This is a genomic window from Bdellovibrio bacteriovorus (assembly GCF_001592735.1).
Lineage (GTDB): Bacteria > Bdellovibrionota > Bdellovibrionia > Bdellovibrionales > Bdellovibrionaceae > Bdellovibrio > Bdellovibrio bacteriovorus_D.
Genome location: NZ_LUKE01000002.1, coordinates 1 through 14,493, shown reverse-complemented (window position 1 = coordinate 14,493; position 14,493 = coordinate 1). Strand labels below are relative to the sequence as shown.

The 14,493-nt window shown below is 44.5% G+C and carries 17 protein-coding genes; 11 read left to right on the top strand and 6 right to left on the bottom strand.

The window, feature by feature from the left end:
- Nucleotides 1–13 precede the first annotated feature (13 nt).
- Entirely contained in the window at nucleotides 14–1,033 is a 1,020-nt protein-coding gene (locus AZI86_RS10595; protein ID WP_061835167.1) for a hypothetical protein, read from the bottom strand.
- A gap of 396 nt (nucleotides 1,034–1,429) precedes the next feature.
- On the opposite strand from AZI86_RS10595, the gene AZI86_RS10590 reads away from it, so the two are divergent.
- Together AZI86_RS10590 and AZI86_RS10585 are read left to right on the top strand one after the other, a co-directional pair.
- A complete protein-coding gene (locus tag AZI86_RS10590; RefSeq protein ID WP_061835166.1) occupies nucleotides 1,430–2,089 on the top strand; it encodes a JmjC domain-containing protein in 660 nt (219 codons plus the stop codon).
- 162 nt (nucleotides 2,090–2,251) lie between these two features.
- Nucleotides 2,252–3,079 (top strand): SDR family NAD(P)-dependent oxidoreductase, encoded by an 828-nt coding sequence (locus AZI86_RS10585; protein ID WP_061835165.1) that lies wholly within the window; start codon nucleotides 2,252–2,254, stop codon nucleotides 3,077–3,079.
- Nucleotides 3,080–3,086: 7 nt separating this feature from the next.
- Here AZI86_RS10585 and AZI86_RS10580 read toward each other — a convergent pair whose 3' ends face one another.
- The 3 genes from AZI86_RS10580 to AZI86_RS10570 form a co-directional block, all read right to left on the bottom strand.
- Nucleotides 3,087–4,271, bottom strand: a complete 1,185-nt coding sequence (locus tag AZI86_RS10580) for an MFS transporter (protein ID WP_157684683.1) — start codon at nucleotides 4,269–4,271, stop codon at nucleotides 3,087–3,089.
- A 32-nt stretch (nucleotides 4,272–4,303) separates the two neighbouring features.
- The gene (locus AZI86_RS10575; RefSeq protein ID WP_061835163.1) at nucleotides 4,304–4,516 is read right to left on the bottom strand and encodes a hypothetical protein; all 213 of its coding nucleotides are present in this window, start codon (nucleotides 4,514–4,516) and stop codon (nucleotides 4,304–4,306) included.
- 68 nt (nucleotides 4,517–4,584) lie between these two features.
- Nucleotides 4,585–4,764, bottom strand: a complete 180-nt coding sequence (locus AZI86_RS10570; protein ID WP_061835162.1) for a hypothetical protein — start codon at nucleotides 4,762–4,764, stop codon at nucleotides 4,585–4,587.
- Nucleotides 4,765–5,117: 353 nt separating this feature from the next.
- Here AZI86_RS10570 and AZI86_RS10565 point away from each other — a divergent pair, with 353 nt between their 5' ends.
- The 6 genes from AZI86_RS10565 (at nucleotide 5,118) to AZI86_RS10540 (ending at nucleotide 9,401) form a co-directional block, all read left to right on the top strand.
- Nucleotides 5,118–5,666 carry a hemerythrin domain-containing protein gene (locus tag AZI86_RS10565; RefSeq protein WP_061835161.1) on the top strand — a complete coding sequence of 183 codons (549 nt, stop codon included), beginning with the start codon at nucleotides 5,118–5,120 and terminating at the stop codon, nucleotides 5,664–5,666.
- A gap of 23 nt (nucleotides 5,667–5,689) precedes the next feature.
- Entirely contained in the window at nucleotides 5,690–5,962 is a 273-nt protein-coding gene (locus AZI86_RS10560; RefSeq protein WP_061835160.1) for a hypothetical protein, read from the top strand.
- Nucleotides 5,963–6,252: 290 nt separating this feature from the next.
- Entirely contained in the window at nucleotides 6,253–6,660 is a 408-nt protein-coding gene (gene rnk, locus AZI86_RS10555; protein WP_253715876.1) for a nucleoside diphosphate kinase regulator, read from the top strand.
- A 72-nt stretch (nucleotides 6,661–6,732) separates the two neighbouring features.
- The gene (locus tag AZI86_RS10550; protein WP_061835159.1) at nucleotides 6,733–7,482 is read left to right on the top strand and encodes a lysophospholipid acyltransferase family protein; all 750 of its coding nucleotides are present in this window, start codon (nucleotides 6,733–6,735) and stop codon (nucleotides 7,480–7,482) included.
- A gap of 90 nt (nucleotides 7,483–7,572) precedes the next feature.
- Nucleotides 7,573–8,658: a reprolysin-like metallopeptidase gene (locus tag AZI86_RS10545; protein WP_081111881.1), complete on the top strand. Its 1,086-nt coding sequence runs from the start codon at nucleotides 7,573–7,575 to the stop codon at nucleotides 8,656–8,658.
- A gap of 122 nt (nucleotides 8,659–8,780) precedes the next feature.
- Nucleotides 8,781–9,401 (top strand): hypothetical protein, encoded by a 621-nt coding sequence (locus AZI86_RS10540; RefSeq protein WP_061835157.1) that lies wholly within the window; start codon nucleotides 8,781–8,783, stop codon nucleotides 9,399–9,401.
- Nucleotides 9,402–9,452: 51 nt separating this feature from the next.
- Here AZI86_RS10540 and AZI86_RS10535 read toward each other — a convergent pair whose 3' ends face one another.
- Nucleotides 9,453–11,588: a hypothetical protein gene (locus tag AZI86_RS10535; protein ID WP_061835156.1), complete on the bottom strand. Its 2,136-nt coding sequence runs from the start codon at nucleotides 11,586–11,588 to the stop codon at nucleotides 9,453–9,455.
- Nucleotides 11,589–11,787: 199 nt separating this feature from the next.
- Between AZI86_RS10535 and AZI86_RS10530 the strand changes: the two genes are divergently transcribed.
- Both AZI86_RS10530 and AZI86_RS10525 read left to right on the top strand, forming a co-directional pair.
- A complete protein-coding gene (locus AZI86_RS10530; RefSeq protein WP_061835155.1) occupies nucleotides 11,788–12,273 on the top strand; it encodes a hypothetical protein in 486 nt (161 codons plus the stop codon).
- Nucleotides 12,274–12,360: 87 nt separating this feature from the next.
- Nucleotides 12,361–12,894 carry a lipocalin family protein gene (locus AZI86_RS10525; protein WP_061835154.1) on the top strand — a complete coding sequence of 178 codons (534 nt, stop codon included), beginning with the start codon at nucleotides 12,361–12,363 and terminating at the stop codon, nucleotides 12,892–12,894.
- Here AZI86_RS10525 and AZI86_RS10520 read toward each other — a convergent pair whose 3' ends face one another.
- On the bottom strand, nucleotides 12,895–13,407 hold the full coding sequence (locus AZI86_RS10520; RefSeq protein ID WP_061835153.1) for a peroxiredoxin: 513 nt from the start codon (nucleotides 13,405–13,407) through the stop codon (nucleotides 12,895–12,897). It lies immediately after the preceding gene.
- A 151-nt stretch (nucleotides 13,408–13,558) separates the two neighbouring features.
- Here AZI86_RS10520 and AZI86_RS10515 point away from each other — a divergent pair, with 151 nt between their 5' ends.
- A complete protein-coding gene (locus AZI86_RS10515) occupies nucleotides 13,559–14,062 on the top strand; it encodes a pyridoxamine 5'-phosphate oxidase family protein (protein ID WP_061835152.1) in 504 nt (167 codons plus the stop codon).
- Nucleotides 14,063–14,493: the final 431 nt, after the last annotated feature.

Below are 14,493 nucleotides of genomic sequence, written 5' to 3'. Positions count from 1 at the left end.
AAGCTTGTTCAGATTAGAACAAGTTGATGTTCGTGGAAAGAGCCACGTTCGTTCTGTCGTCGCGGATGTCTTTCGGAGTGAACTGGATATTCGGGTAAAGATAAATATCACGAGTGATAGAAATACCTACGCCAACGGATTGGTAGGGTTCTAATTGTAAGTAGCGATCGTCGATCTCGTACTTAGAGAACTGGAAGTAACCAAACACCGTTCTGAAAGAATATCTGTCGTTGAAAGTGTATTGCATGAAAGGGAATAGACCCGCAGAGATATCAGAACGTTTGTACTTACCTGCTGATTGCATATTAACGTAATATTCGTCAGTCAATGCGCCAGAGTATACGTATTTACCCAAACTTACACTCACGCCACCATTCCATTTGGTCGTGCCAAAATTTGCCAGAAATACTTGAGAAAACGAAACGCTTCCTGTGTATTTTTGGTTATCACGAGTGTCTTCATCCGTGTAGTAAGTTAAAGAAAGGCTTGAACTCATTTGTGTGCCCATTGCTTTGTAACCACGACTCCAGCTTACATACGGAGTCGACATTTCGTAACGAGGAAGAACGGCATCCGCTTTTCTTCCTGAACGAACGTCAGCAGCTGGTTTTGTGATATCGCCATGGAATGGGTCGTTGATTGTAAGACCGCTACCAAAGCTGATGCTGTCTTTATCACCAACACGAACGTTAACGCCGATATTTCCCGAAAGGTAAGTTAAAGCTTCCGCGGTGGCAGAGGCGCGGTAATTAGGACGGATTGAACCCATAGGGTCATTGACGGATCCACCCGAATAAGAAAGGTCTGACTTTAAGGACCATTTCGATTTTGATCCCAAAGACGCGCGCAAGCGGGCATCAGTGATCTCTTCATCAATATCTTTCATTTTTTCTGTGGGTTTTTGAAGATCTCCGATTTTTGAAGTCGAAGTCGTTGTTGAAGTTGTTGCAGAAGTCGAAGAGCTCGTTTGCGCTCCAGCTTGCATCGCAGCTAAAATTAAGCCCGCGATTAAAAGTGACATCTTATTTTTCATTAATCCTCCTAAAGAAAACCACTTGAACTTATCAGACTTAAACCTTTTGGCTATGACGAATTTTGGCATTTTGAAAAAAAGTTTTAGGTCTCAAAGGCTTAGGCGCTTTATGGCTCCGAAGTTCCGCCAATTATGCTGATCAATTTTCATGGTTGTCTAAAATTCCAACAGTTTTCGCTTTTAAAGAACTTCAAGTGGAGACGTTTTGTCTCTGGTTAGGAGACTAAGCGATCAAGCTCCCTCCACAATGGTCGCATTCTGATCCCGTCTTCATACGCGGCTGGCCATGGATTTTTGGTCTAAAAACTCATCGCGGCGGGATTGATATAAGTTACATCGGCCTAAGAATACACAAATGAATTGCGACACTCTGAAAGCTTCAGGAATTATTCGTTCATGAACAAGTCACTCGCTGTCATCGATACACTTTTAGGCCGGATGGATTTTGAATATTTTCAAAAGGACTTTTTTGGTCGTATGCCTTTAGCGATGCCCGGGACGGCCCATGCATTCAAAGGCGTTTTCCATTGGCATAATCTAGTAGACGTTTTAAACACCCACGACAACTGCTGGGCGGTGAAAGAAGGGATTTTGCATAAAGATCTTCAATCGGGCCGAATGTCTTATGATGATTTCTTAGCCGTATTTGAAAAAGGTTATTCGGCCGTGATCAGACATGGTGAGCTTGCTGATGATTCCATCAAAGCGATTGCTCAGTGTTTTCAAAAACGTTTTAAGGGCCAAGTGGACGTCCAAATGTACGCCACTCCCGCAGGGTGTGAAGGTTTTGATTGGCACTATGATGAAGAAGACGTGTTTGTTATTCAAACCGCAGGCGTTAAGGAATTTTGCCTAAGAGCGCCCAAACTTCCCCTTATTCCTCAAACCAAATTGCCTTTGCAATTCTTGCTTTCGGATTACACGACCGGTCCGGAGATCCGCTGTCAGCTTGCGGCGGGCGATTGGCTTTATATACCCGCAGGATTTTGGCATAAGGCAAAATCCTTAGAAGAATCTTTTCACATCTCCGTCGGAGTTCTAAACGCAGGTCTGTAACTTGCAGGATGTGTTTTTATCAAGGAGGAAGAATGTCTTACATCGACTTTAAAATTGTTGAGGAGCAAAAGATCATTTCTATCGCGAGGAAGCTTGATGAAATTAAAAAAAGACAGCGCCTTAACAAAACACCCTTAAATACAACATCTGCAAGGAGCAAAAATGGGCGAGCTTTATAAAAATCAAGACGCAAAATTTCAAAAAAAATTCGCGGTTATCACCGGGGCCTCAAGTGGGATCGGTTATGAGTTGGCGATGCAATTTGCCCAAAACGGATATGACATTTTAGTCACCGGCGAAGCGGCCCGTATTCATGAAGCAGCGGTGGCCTTTCGTGAGCACGGATGTCTCGTACATGTAATGCAAGCCGATCTTAAAGACTTCGATGGCGTGGAGAATCTTTACGCGCGAATCAAATCCATCAACTGCCCGGTAGATGCCATCGCTATTAATGCGGGAGTGGGTGTCGGCGGCGCAAGCTTTGATAAAACAGATCTTCAGGCCGAAATCGATATGATCCAGCTCAACGTTGTTTCAACGGTGCATTTAGCTAAGCTCGTCTTAAAAGACATGATCGCACGCGGGGAGGGTAAGATATTATTTACTTCCTCTGTTGCGGCAATTATGCCAGGTCCTTACGAAGCGGTTTACGCAGGTACCAAGGCCTTTATCCAACATTTCTCTGAAGCCTTGCGTGCAGAAAATGCCGATAAAGGAATCACCGTAACGGCCTTGCTACCAGGTCCTACCGAAACTGAATTTTTTGAGCGTGCCGGAATGCAAGATACTAAAGTCGGAGGTTCAAAAAAGGATGACCCGGCAGAAGTGGCCAAACAGGGTTATGAAGCTCTTATGCGTGGCGATGATATGGTGGTCGCGGGATCCATGATGAATAAGATCCAAACCGCGGCGGCAAAGATGATGCCTCAGTCTGTCGCAACCAAAATGCATGGGCAGATGTCAAAACCGAATTCACCTGAGAAACGTTAAAGCATGTTTAGCCCGCGCTTCCCCGCGCGGGTTTTCTTGCTAACAGATGTAAAGATCCCAAGACGGCAGCCGTGACAACCACCACGATCGGAACTCCCACCAAACCGATATTTTGCGAAATAAGTCCCGCAATCGTAGGAACAATCATGATTCCCAAAGTTGCGGCACTCACTTGCAGACCAATGGAATAATCAGTTAAGCGCAGACCCACCCGACGTGAAGTGATGGACATCAACAAAGGGTAAATGGCCGACAGGCTAAAGCCTAACACCACGTGCGCCAGCGTGCTGGCTATTACCAGCGGAACATTTAGCAGCACCGCCCCCGCACAAGCTCCTAAAAAGGAAAAATTTAAAAGGTGATCAATACCCAACTTGGCGACTAAAAAACCCATCAAGAATCGGCCGGCCGTGAGGCTTACCCAAAACGCCACACTCATCAAACCTGCCAGTTCAATGGACATGCCATATCTGCCGGTATTTAAAGAAAAACTCCACTGCGCCACGGTGACTTCAACACCGGCGTAAAAGAAAAATAAAAGAGCTTGTAAGATCACGCTCTTGCTTTTAAGGGCTTCAAATAAAGTCGCAGGGGGTGCAGATTCAGGCTTGGCTTTATCAGGGGATGTCGCCGGGATTTCCCAGATGGATCGTGTCCACGCAAAGGCCATCGCCAACGAGGTCATGCATAATCCCAAAATGAGGTACCCGTGGCGCCAAGTTCCGAACACTAAGGACTGTGTCATGATAATCGGGCCAAGAGTCGCGCCGATACCATAACATCCATGCAGCCATGACATGTGACTGGCTGAAAAATTCTTTGAAACATAAGAGTTTAAACCGCCATCAATGGCGCCCGAACCTGATCCGATAAGAAAGGCACAAATTAAAAATACGGGCCACGAAGTCGTAAAGCCATATCCTAAGAGTCCCAACGCCACAAAGCTTGTGCTCACACCCAAAAGAGTTCCCACATGCATGCGTGAAAGAATTTTGCCGGTAAAAAATGAAGACAGCAGGTAACCCGCGCCGCCGAAAGCTAAAATCGAACCTAGTCCGACTTGGGATAAATCAAACTCCGGTCGAATCCGGGGCCAGGCGATTCCGTGAACCGCATCCGGTAGACCTAAGCTGATAAAACCAATGTAAGCTAAAAGAATTAAAGTCTTGTGAGAAAAACGGGCATGCGTCATCGCCAAGATAGTAAAGAGACAGGGAATGGGGGTCAACCCCAATCCAGTTTATCGCCGATTTCCCAGGTGCAGCCGACGCGATACAAAGTATGGAATTCTTCACCTTCAGCAAGTAAGCGAAGCACTTCGGTTTTAGAAATTTCCGCAGGTTCCGACAAAGAGTTCTTTTTATTCACTTCAAAGCAGGTAAAGCTGTCTTTATCGTTTATTTCTATTTTCGGACCGTCTGAAAGAAGCAGTTTCATATATCTTAAAAGAGCAGGCCCCACAATGAAGGAGATTGCTAGGAGCCTGCAGGGAACACGTTCACTAATTAGCGTTGGCCTGAACCTTTATTCGAGCCCATGCCACCACTAGATTGGTTTTGATCCTGGCTTTGTTCACCAGATGTACGACCGCCTTGTTGTTGGCTGCCTTGGTTGCGGTTTTGGCCTTGAGAGCCTTGGTTGCTTTGATTTCCTTGGTTACCTTGGCTGTTTTGATTGTTTGCCATTTTGAGCCTCCTTTTTAAAGCTTTGTATTCACAACGCTAAACTCATTTGAAAAAAAATAAACATGTCTTCTATCAAGTCGCGATGCGCACATGATAATGCTTTCGCAAATGAAAGATGTCTCGAGGAGACTTGATTTAAAACTCCTCGTTTTATCGACAAGTCACACATATTGGACAAATAAAGATCTTATTCCGTGTAAAGATACAGCCTCCTTGATCAAGGCATGCGTCAGAGGAAAAAATCTCTCACGCAGGGGAATTTTGCACCGTCAGGACGGATCTTTCTCAATACGTTTTCGTGGAGCTTGGCATTGCGCTTGCTATATACCTGTATGAACTTACATGGAGGATATATGCCAAACCAAAACACCCAATCCCATTCTCAACAGTCTAAAAAAATGACGATGGAATCTGATATTGTAAATATCATCTTAGAAGACCATAAGCCTTTAAAACGTCTTATCGCGATCATGAAAGACAGCGATAAAGACCAAGCTGAAAGAGCCGAAGCCTTTGCGGAATTTGCTCCGCTATTAATTTCCCATGCCAAACCCGAAGAACAAACACTTTATACTTACATGAAGAAAGAAGAGGAGCTTCGTGAGGAGGGCTTTGAAGGCGATGTGGAACATCAGCTAGCTGATCAGATGGTCGAAGAAATCATGCGCACGGAAGACGAAGATCTTTGGTCCGCGCGCGTAAAAGTGTTAGCTGAACTCGTAGAGCATCACATTGAAGAGGAAGAAGAAGAGTTGCTTCCGGACTTCAAGAAGAATTCGGAGCCAGCTGAGCGTATGCAATTGGGCCAAAACTTCTTGATGTTAAAAACGAAAATGTTAGAGCAAGGTGGTCTTGATTCCCCTCATGAATCAAAACAACCATCTTCAGAACAAAAACATTAGAATCGCATTTTAGGAGGATAATAATGAAAACAAGCGAAAAACTATCACGCACTCGCGGATTCGTTTCTCCATCAATGGCATCGGATATCCATCCTTCAACGTCAAATTCATCTCTTGTGAATAGCTTTGACTGGAAAACGCCGGCAGCGATGATGGTTGGGGGATTCTTGCTAAAAAGATTTCCAAGAGCCAGCATGCTAGGACTTCTAGCGGCCGGCGCTTATTGGGGATATACAAAGCTTAATAAAAAAGACCCCAACCCATTTAAGGGTGAGGGGATCGCAAATTTACATTAATAAAAAGGGCGGTCTAACCCGCCCTTTTTATCTAACGCCTGCCGCCCATTATTGAACTCTTCACAAGGAACTCTTTTGAGACCAAAGTCGATTGGCCTTTGTCTTTTTCGGAGTTTTTCGATAGACTCATCACTGATGAAGTGTTCAAAGTCCTTTCTTCATTCTAATTTCACCGCTCACACGCGATTTCTTGATCGGGTGACGGCTTCTATTATTTAAGTCAGCTACGGCTGACTTAGCTCACAGGTTTTTTTTACAATTGATTCACAGTATTTTTTAAGGAGGTCCTTATGATGGCTCAAAACTCATCTTTAGTTATTACAGATCAAGACTACGAACGTTTAGCGCTTCTTTTGCAGCACACAGAAAGTAGCAATGCGGCAGTTTTAGAAGAAGAACTTGCGCGGGCGACGGTGGTGCCTCAAAAAGAAGTGCCTCATGATGTCGTCACCATGAACTCGACCGTGCAGTTTGTCGACCATGACACCCATAAAGAGTCTCAGATCACGTTAGTCTTTCCTAAAGACGCCGATGTGACCAAGGGGAAAGTCTCTATTTTGGCTCCGGTGGGAATTGCCTTGATTGGATTAAAAGTGGGGCAAACAATTCAGTGGCCCATGCCCAACGGACAAAAGCGTGAACTTCAAGTCACCGGCATTCGTTACCAACCCGAGGCCGCGGGCGATTGGGATCTTTAAGATCTGACGGCCTAACAAAATCTTGTCATTTAAAGAAATGAATTCGTAATAGGCTCTTCGTGAGGAGAGCCTATGAATTTTTTGAATCAATCCAAAAAAACCATTCACGTCTTTTCGAAGCTTATGCGATATCTAAAAATTTCCGATATCGAAGGGGCTGATTACGAGCAGCTTAAAACCCGCTACATGCGCGAGCTCACGACACATCTAGGACTTCAGATCCAAGTTAAAAATCCCGGGGCGGCGGCAGAGAAAACTCCCACCATTTTCGTTAGTAATCATATTAGCTATCTGGATATTCCAGTGATCATGTGCAAAGTTCCGCAAGCCAGTTTTGTCAGTAAGGCCGAGGTCGCCGCGTGGCCTTTGATCGGCAGAGCCGCGCAAAGAATTGGAACCGTCTTTGTAAGGCGCGGATGCAAAAAATCCCGTCAAGCCGTGCGAGAATCTATCGCGCAAGCCATTATTAAAGAAAGAAAAAGTATCGCCGTCTTTCCTTCTGGCACCACGAAAATCGTGAAGTCCGAATCTTGGCGTCGCGGTGTTTTTGAAATAGCTCAAGAATATAAAATTCCAGTCATACCCATCCGCATAATGTATGCGCCACTTAGAAAAGCGGCTTATATCGATAAGGACAATTTAGTTTTGCATCTTTTCACGCTGATGAAGGGGGCTCCTTTGAAAGTGGAGGTTGAATTTGGGAGTCCCCGGTATATCTCGGATGCCCCTCAAGATGCGACATTTATTCAGCAATGGTGCGAAGAAGGCATGCCCTCTAAATTGCTAGAAGATTCGGTCGCAGTTCCAATTTTGCAACCCTGACCAGACATTAATGGTCACCAGCGCTTAAAGAGGATTAAAGGCCCTCTAGAGCGCCGTTAAATGTGGACCTGGAATTGCTAATCATAGGCCATGATGTCGATTGCAAGAATTCTATATATTTTTATACTTACCCTCGGACTGCAAAGTTCTTTCGTTCTAGCGGCCACCTACCAAGACATAAAAGACATCAAAATTGTTAAAGAAGGGTCCTACTGGGTGAGTGAGTGGGTGGATTTTGAAATACCCGCAAACACAGCCAGTTTTCAGATCAACGCCTTTAGTTCTCCTGAAGAATTTATTCAAGTGACAGATTTGATTGCACCGGATGGAACGTACTTTGTGCAAAGTGATTCGGGAAAAAAACTGACACCATACAGTCAACCCATCTTAAGAAATGTTTTAAGCCTTAATCGCACCTTGGCCGTCATTAAAGGTATGAGTTCTACCTTGGTTCCTAATAACCCCATCCTCGGGGCGCCTCGGGCCGGATTGTGGAAGATGCGCACACTCACTCACTATCAGCCGTTGATGAAATCGGTGTCTTTTGAAATTGTCGTGAAGTCTCAAGAAGAGCTTGCAAAAAACAATGTCGATATTCGAGTGCTTATTTCACCAGACAGTTATTGGACGCGAGAAAAGGGACATGTTGAAAAAGTCATCGCTCGGGCCAAAGAAAGTCTTGCTGAAGCTGGATTAAACTTAAGAACTCTTTCAATCACCATGCTCGCTCAAAAAACACCAGAACCCATGGATTTGCCCTCTGAAATGGTCGCCATTGCAGAGTCTAAAAACCAATCGGATGCCGTCAATGTGTACATGATGCCTTCCATGCAATACCAGAATAAGCCTATTAATGGTCTGGCGTGTATTGGTGGGGCTATTGATTTAAAAACAAGACATGCTTGCTTTGTTTCAATGTATGCCGATCAACGTGGAGATGAAATCAGTTTGGAAAACCAAGGTAAAATCTTAGCTCACGAAATTGGCCATTACTTGGGATTGTTTCATACCAAAGATGACGGCTATTACGGAATCGGTGCGGTGTATGATAAATTGGATGACACCTCTGAAATCATCACTGGTGCTAACATGATGGATCCGGGAATTCATGATGAAACCCCGCATTTCTCTAAGCAACAAAAGCAGATGCTGCGCTTAAGCCCCGCCCTTCGTTAATTGCGAAAATAAAATCTTTGCATCCCCTAGGATAACCCCGCGCAAAAAATTGTTAAAAGTCTTCTCGTCAGACACCTCATTGTCGGGTTTACTTGGTGCCAATTTGAAAGGGGATTTTTCATATGAAAAATTTGATTCTTTATGCATTGGTTATTTGTGCGGGTATTTTCGGAACGGGCTGTACCGCTCGTGAAATCGGGGCGGGTGCTATCGGCGTGGGTATCGGGATCGGTATTGGTCGCGGTCATCATCATGGCGATCATCACCGTCATCGCCGTCCACCACATCACCGTTGTGATCGTTGGGGATGCTGGGGGGATATGGAGCAAGCAAATGCCACGGCCGCGTCTGATGCCAGTGATCTGGCATCTCGTTACCAAATCCCAACGGCAACAGCGGCTAAACTCGTGGATGCTTTTGCTAAAGCAGAGACCCAAGGTCTGACACCGTTCCGCGCGCTAGGTTTAAATGACGACGACTTTAAAGCCATGGTGAATCACCAACCACCGTCAGAACAAAGTGTGAAAACAGCTTCACAAAAACTCGATCTGTCTGAAAAACAAGGTCGTGCGTTGCTGGTAGCGATGACTCGCGAGTTCAACGCCCAGGCCGCCGATGTTAACAGTGAATATTGGCAGTACTGTACAGCGGATGGCAGCTGGAAAACGGAAAGAAACAGTTCATGCCAAAGCTTAAATTGGCCAGGTTGCAGTCCTAAAGAAGGCGCAAAATTCTGTTATTAGTTTTTAGCAGTTAAAAATAAACCCACGGGAGATATCTCGTGGGTTTATTAATTATTGAAACACACGCTTACATTGTAATAGGCCGTGATTATATCGATTGAGATTTTGATCTCCCAAACGACCACCTTCAGCCGCAATATGGCTGACATCGATATGAGTCGTTAATCCTCGCGAAGCTCTCATCACAAATGAATACTCAATGTCCCGGACCGAAGCGGCAAAGCTGCGAACGGGATCAATGAATTTAGTTTCAAGAACCTTAAATTCGGGGTTTGAGCGGGGCAAAATATTTTCTAGCTGACGAACACGCATTTCGTTAAACTCACGATAGCTTCCATATGAAGTCGAAAATCTTTGTTCTAAGTTTAAGCTGCGCAAGGGGATGCGTTCGCCATCCATGTATTTTTGAATCACAAGATTTGACGGAGCCATAATGCGGATTTGAGTGATCTTTAAAGATTTCTCAACGCCGGGCAAAGATTTTAGTTTCTTTCCTAAGGCGGCCCAGCGCTCTGATTTTTCTAAGTATTCACCCAAAGCACCAATCTTAGCCAAGGCCTTTAAACCCCAGTGCCAAGATGATTTTTGCATTTCTAGCGGTAAATTCACTGCTTCCTGCATGGCCATTTCGCCGGTTTGTGAACAATAAGCAGAGTCTAAGATATAAAAATCATAGGGGTCCGGCCAATGAAAGGTGACACCTCGTAACGAAAAATTCTCTAATGTTTTCGTAAAGCGCTTTAGGACTTTCTCGCTCCATACCTTGGCATCAGTTTCAGCATGAAGATCACGGAAATCATTTTCAGAAATTTTTGTCTTCCAAGGTTTAGAAACCGCATTTTCGGATTTTGTTGGTGTTCCGTCCGCTGAAAGCTCTAACTGAATGGTGTCTTTAAAGAACTCCGGCGAATACCCGTGAGCCGCGATATATTTTTGTGCCTCGGTTTTAAAGCGCTCTTCATTGAAGTGTGCAAAATAAACTTGAGAATGGTGGGAGCGATCGATCACTTGCTCAGGATAAGTGATGATGACACCGCCCGTGTTGGCTGTTTTTTCCGAAGCATCGGCCACAGCACTTGGATAGTTGTGAATCACGCGTGGCATTTTAATGCCGGTGCGGGGATCTTCTTTTATTTGATAATAAACGATATGGGAAAGTCCGGTTTCAATCATGGTATCGCTTTGTGAAACTAAATCGCGCACGCGATGATTTAAAGTAATCCCCGAGGCTACATCATGTGCCGAAACGTAAAACGGAGAAGATAAAGGATTCCCCACTAAACCTTTAAAACGAGCTTTCCAGCGCAAAATAAGATTCTTAGGAATTGCGGCAATAGAAATCGTCAATGATTCAGCAGAAAGGTTTTTTGTTAACATCTGCGTGCCGTCCTTGATTTTTACTAATTTATCGCCGTCTTTACCGTCCATCACCATGGTGTCGCCGATAAAATTCTCAACTCTTAGACCATAGGCTTTTTTTAACAGAGCTCCCACGCGAGCTAAAGTATCTTTGGCTACCAAGCGACCGATCTTTTCTTCACGGGCTAAAAGCGCTAAAAGACTGCGACCAAAAAATCGGGTGTTGCCGATAAGTTCGTCTAAATAGGTGCGCTCCACGATGACGGAAGCTAATTTATAAACTTTGGAAAGTTCTTGAGACGAAAGCTCTTTTCCTGGTTCAGCTAAAAGAAATCCGATATCAGCCACTATTTTGCGAGTGTGAGTTTCCATTTGCAGGCGGCGTTGTTTATCAAGCCACTTCGCCAATTCGATATCGCGCTCATTGTCGGCAAGTTCCATGATCTCGATGGGGAAGTCTGTTTCTGGCGCCAAAGGCTTTAGAGCCAGCATTTTGGCTGTGAACTGGCTCAGGACTTCCAGCTTTTGCTCGGTTAAGTTTTGAGAGTCTAAGGCGTTCCAAATAAAAATAGATAATTCGCGGGACGCGTTGATTGACTCATACATTAATGCGTTACGATTCATCTGGCGACGGTTGAGTTCATGCTCAAAAGCGCCTTTATCTAAAGCCTCGCGGATCTGCTTGGAATAATCCTCAAAGCCCAAATTAAAAAGGAATTGGCGTCGTTCACCGCTTTGGCTTTGGGCTTCAGCGCGAGCACCCCAAAATACAAACAGGGCAGCAAGGGCTTGAATGACCACGAACCATTTGATTTCCCTGAATTTCATAAATGACTCCTTAAGGCCTTATGGTGCAAAGCTAAGGCCCACTTAAAGTCATCTAAATCGCGGGCACTGTTTCATATTGAGACCCCCAAGTCTCAGTGACTAATATTGTTTCTAGGCGTGAAATACTTGGTCGGGGTGATAAAGCGCACTCCTTGACCCGGATTTTTCACTATCGTTAAATCAACAGTAAGGAGACTCCATGAGAAATCTTGTTCTGCTCTTGCCGTTGTTTTTATTCTTAAGTTCTTGCGCGAGCTATAAAGCCAATAAAAAGGCCGTGAACCAATGTCATATCGATATTGACACTTATTATTTGAAAGATCTTTCCTTAGAACAACTTGAGTGTATTGAAGAGGCGGGGAAGACCGATCCGAACTTTGTTTCGTTGAAAGAACGCATCGAAAAGAAAAAAAGAGACCTACAGGTAGAGACTGAAAAATCAAAGCTCAGCGAAGCCCCGGCAGCGACTTCAATCAAGATCCTTTCAGCAAATACGACGTCTCCTGCAGGAGGAACGGTCCGAGTTGAAGGTGAAGCGTCCCAGGAAAATATTGAAGCTGTGATGGGGCAATTCTGTCGCGAAAGAAAAATGACCGGATACAAAATTCTCAAAACTCAGCTGGGTAAAACGGAAGGCACTGCGGCCACCGTGTATTCAGATTTAAGTTTTGAATGTGTTAAATAAAAGTATTGCAGCTGAGCGTTAGGGCCTAAGTCTGAATTCCCTTGGATTTCTTCGAAGGAACTCATCTCCTCAGGTATTATTTTGAATATGAAACTGATGGCTCTTTTGGTGATGTCGTCGTTGATCTTGGGATGCGCGACGTCTTCTTTGCAAGAACATAAAGAACTTAAACCCAGCACCTCGATAGAGATCCATCGCTATATGGGTGATTGGTATGTGATTGCCAATATCCCCACTATGATCGAACGTGAGGCGGTTAACGCCATAGAGTCTTATCGTTGGGATGACGCTGAAAAAAGAATTTACATCGACTACAGTCATCATCACTCCAGTCCTGAAGGGCAAGTGACTTCATTTTTACAAGAAGCGTGGATTTCCGATGGGCGTTCCAACTCTGAATGGAAGGTGCGGCCGATATGGCCACTGCAATTTGATTATATGATTTTAGATGTCGCTCAAGATTACTCTTACAGTCTTGTTGGCGTGCCAGATCGCTCGTATGTATGGATCATGTCACGTCAGCCAAAAATGCCAGAAGAGATTTACACCCGGCTTGTCAGTCGTGCGGAAGCTTTGGGTTTTGATGTTTCAAAACTGCGCAAAGTTCCGCAGGTGTGGTGATTACTTTTTAAGTTCTGCGATTTTTTTAGCGACACGTTCAGCATCCAAAGCTGGATCCACGTCTTTTTCAATAGCGCGAATTTTTAGGGCGGGATCCAAAATGAAAGTCCAACGTTTGGACATCTCTTTGCCTTCCATCTGACTGCCGTACATTTTGACCACTTCTCCCTGAGGATCGGCGATTAAGCTGAAGTTCAAATTATGCTCTTTGTGAAAAGCGGCTTGAGCCTCTTTGGTGTCGGCACTTAAACCATAAACCTCGGCACCTTCTTTACGGATGATGTCGATGCTATCGCGAAACGCGCAAGCTTGCTTGGTGCAACCAGGAGTGCCAGCCTTAGGATAGAAATAAAGCACGGTCCAAGAACCGCGGCGCTGTCTTAAGTCAAAACTTTTCCCATCATGAAGAGTGGCCTTAAAAAGCGGAGCCGTTGAGCCCACCGCCAGATCTTTGGCAAAAACAGAGGTTGCTAAAAGAGAACTAAATAATGTGGTCAAAATAATGTTTTTCATGAAAGAAATTGTAGAAGTCTTTGGGCTTTAAGTTCAACTCCAAAGGAAAGAATCTTTGCCTTATAACATCAATTCTTATGGTTTTTCACAAGACAAGGCGTCTTTGATTTCTTCCCACCCTGTTTTAAGTTGTTCTAAAGGGGGAGGTTTTATGATCGCAACAAATCAGACTGCTATTGAAGATATTAAGAAGCTAGGTGAGATCATTAAAGACATCAAGTTTGCGATGGTAACGTCCACGAATGCCGAGGGCTCCTTGCAGAGCTGTCCTCTAACCACTCAAGACGTGGAATTTGATGGCGACCTGTGGTTCATTATTGGTCGCTCTTGTGAGCTAGCTAAAAATATTCAATCCCAACCGCAGATAAATGCAAGCTTTGCCTCGCCGAAGGGACATTACGTTTCTATCTCTGGGAAGGCCGCTCTTGTTGAAGACAGAGCGAAGCTTGAGGAGCTTTGGAGCGAAGCTTACAAGGTGTGGTTCTCTGGCGGCATTGATGATCCGAACATCGCTCTTTTAAAGATAGATGTGACGGATGCCGAGTACTGGGATTCTCCGTCTTCTACGGTTGTTAAAATGGCCGCCTTTGCGAAAGCTTATATTACTGGAGACCCCCGAGCTCTGGGAGAGCACCATAAAGTGCACCTCAATTAAGAAATTAAATCGCCTTTGGCTGTATCCGGGCCCGTCTTGTAAAAGAGATAGGGCCTTTATTTTAGGCAAAAACACCCTCAAATCACGCATTTGCCTAAATCTGCGGCGAGAGCGCCATGTTATTGCGATTAATATAAGCATAAATAATTCTTGCCAACCGAACCCCAGTTCCCTTATAACCGTGTCTCTTCCGCCGACGAGTTTGAATCCAAACAAGTGATGTAGAAGCTACCTTAATCGATTTGTATTCGAGCGGGTGCTTTTGCGTTTTGGTGCGTAAGAAACGCGAGAAATCTTTTTTAAAACTATTTTAAAAATAATTTGAAAAAAGATTTTTTGGGTGTTGACAAGGCCTAACGGCTTAGTTAAAAACACTACCTCGTCATTACGAAACATTAATGATGAGTAAGAATTCGCTCTTTGAAAACTGA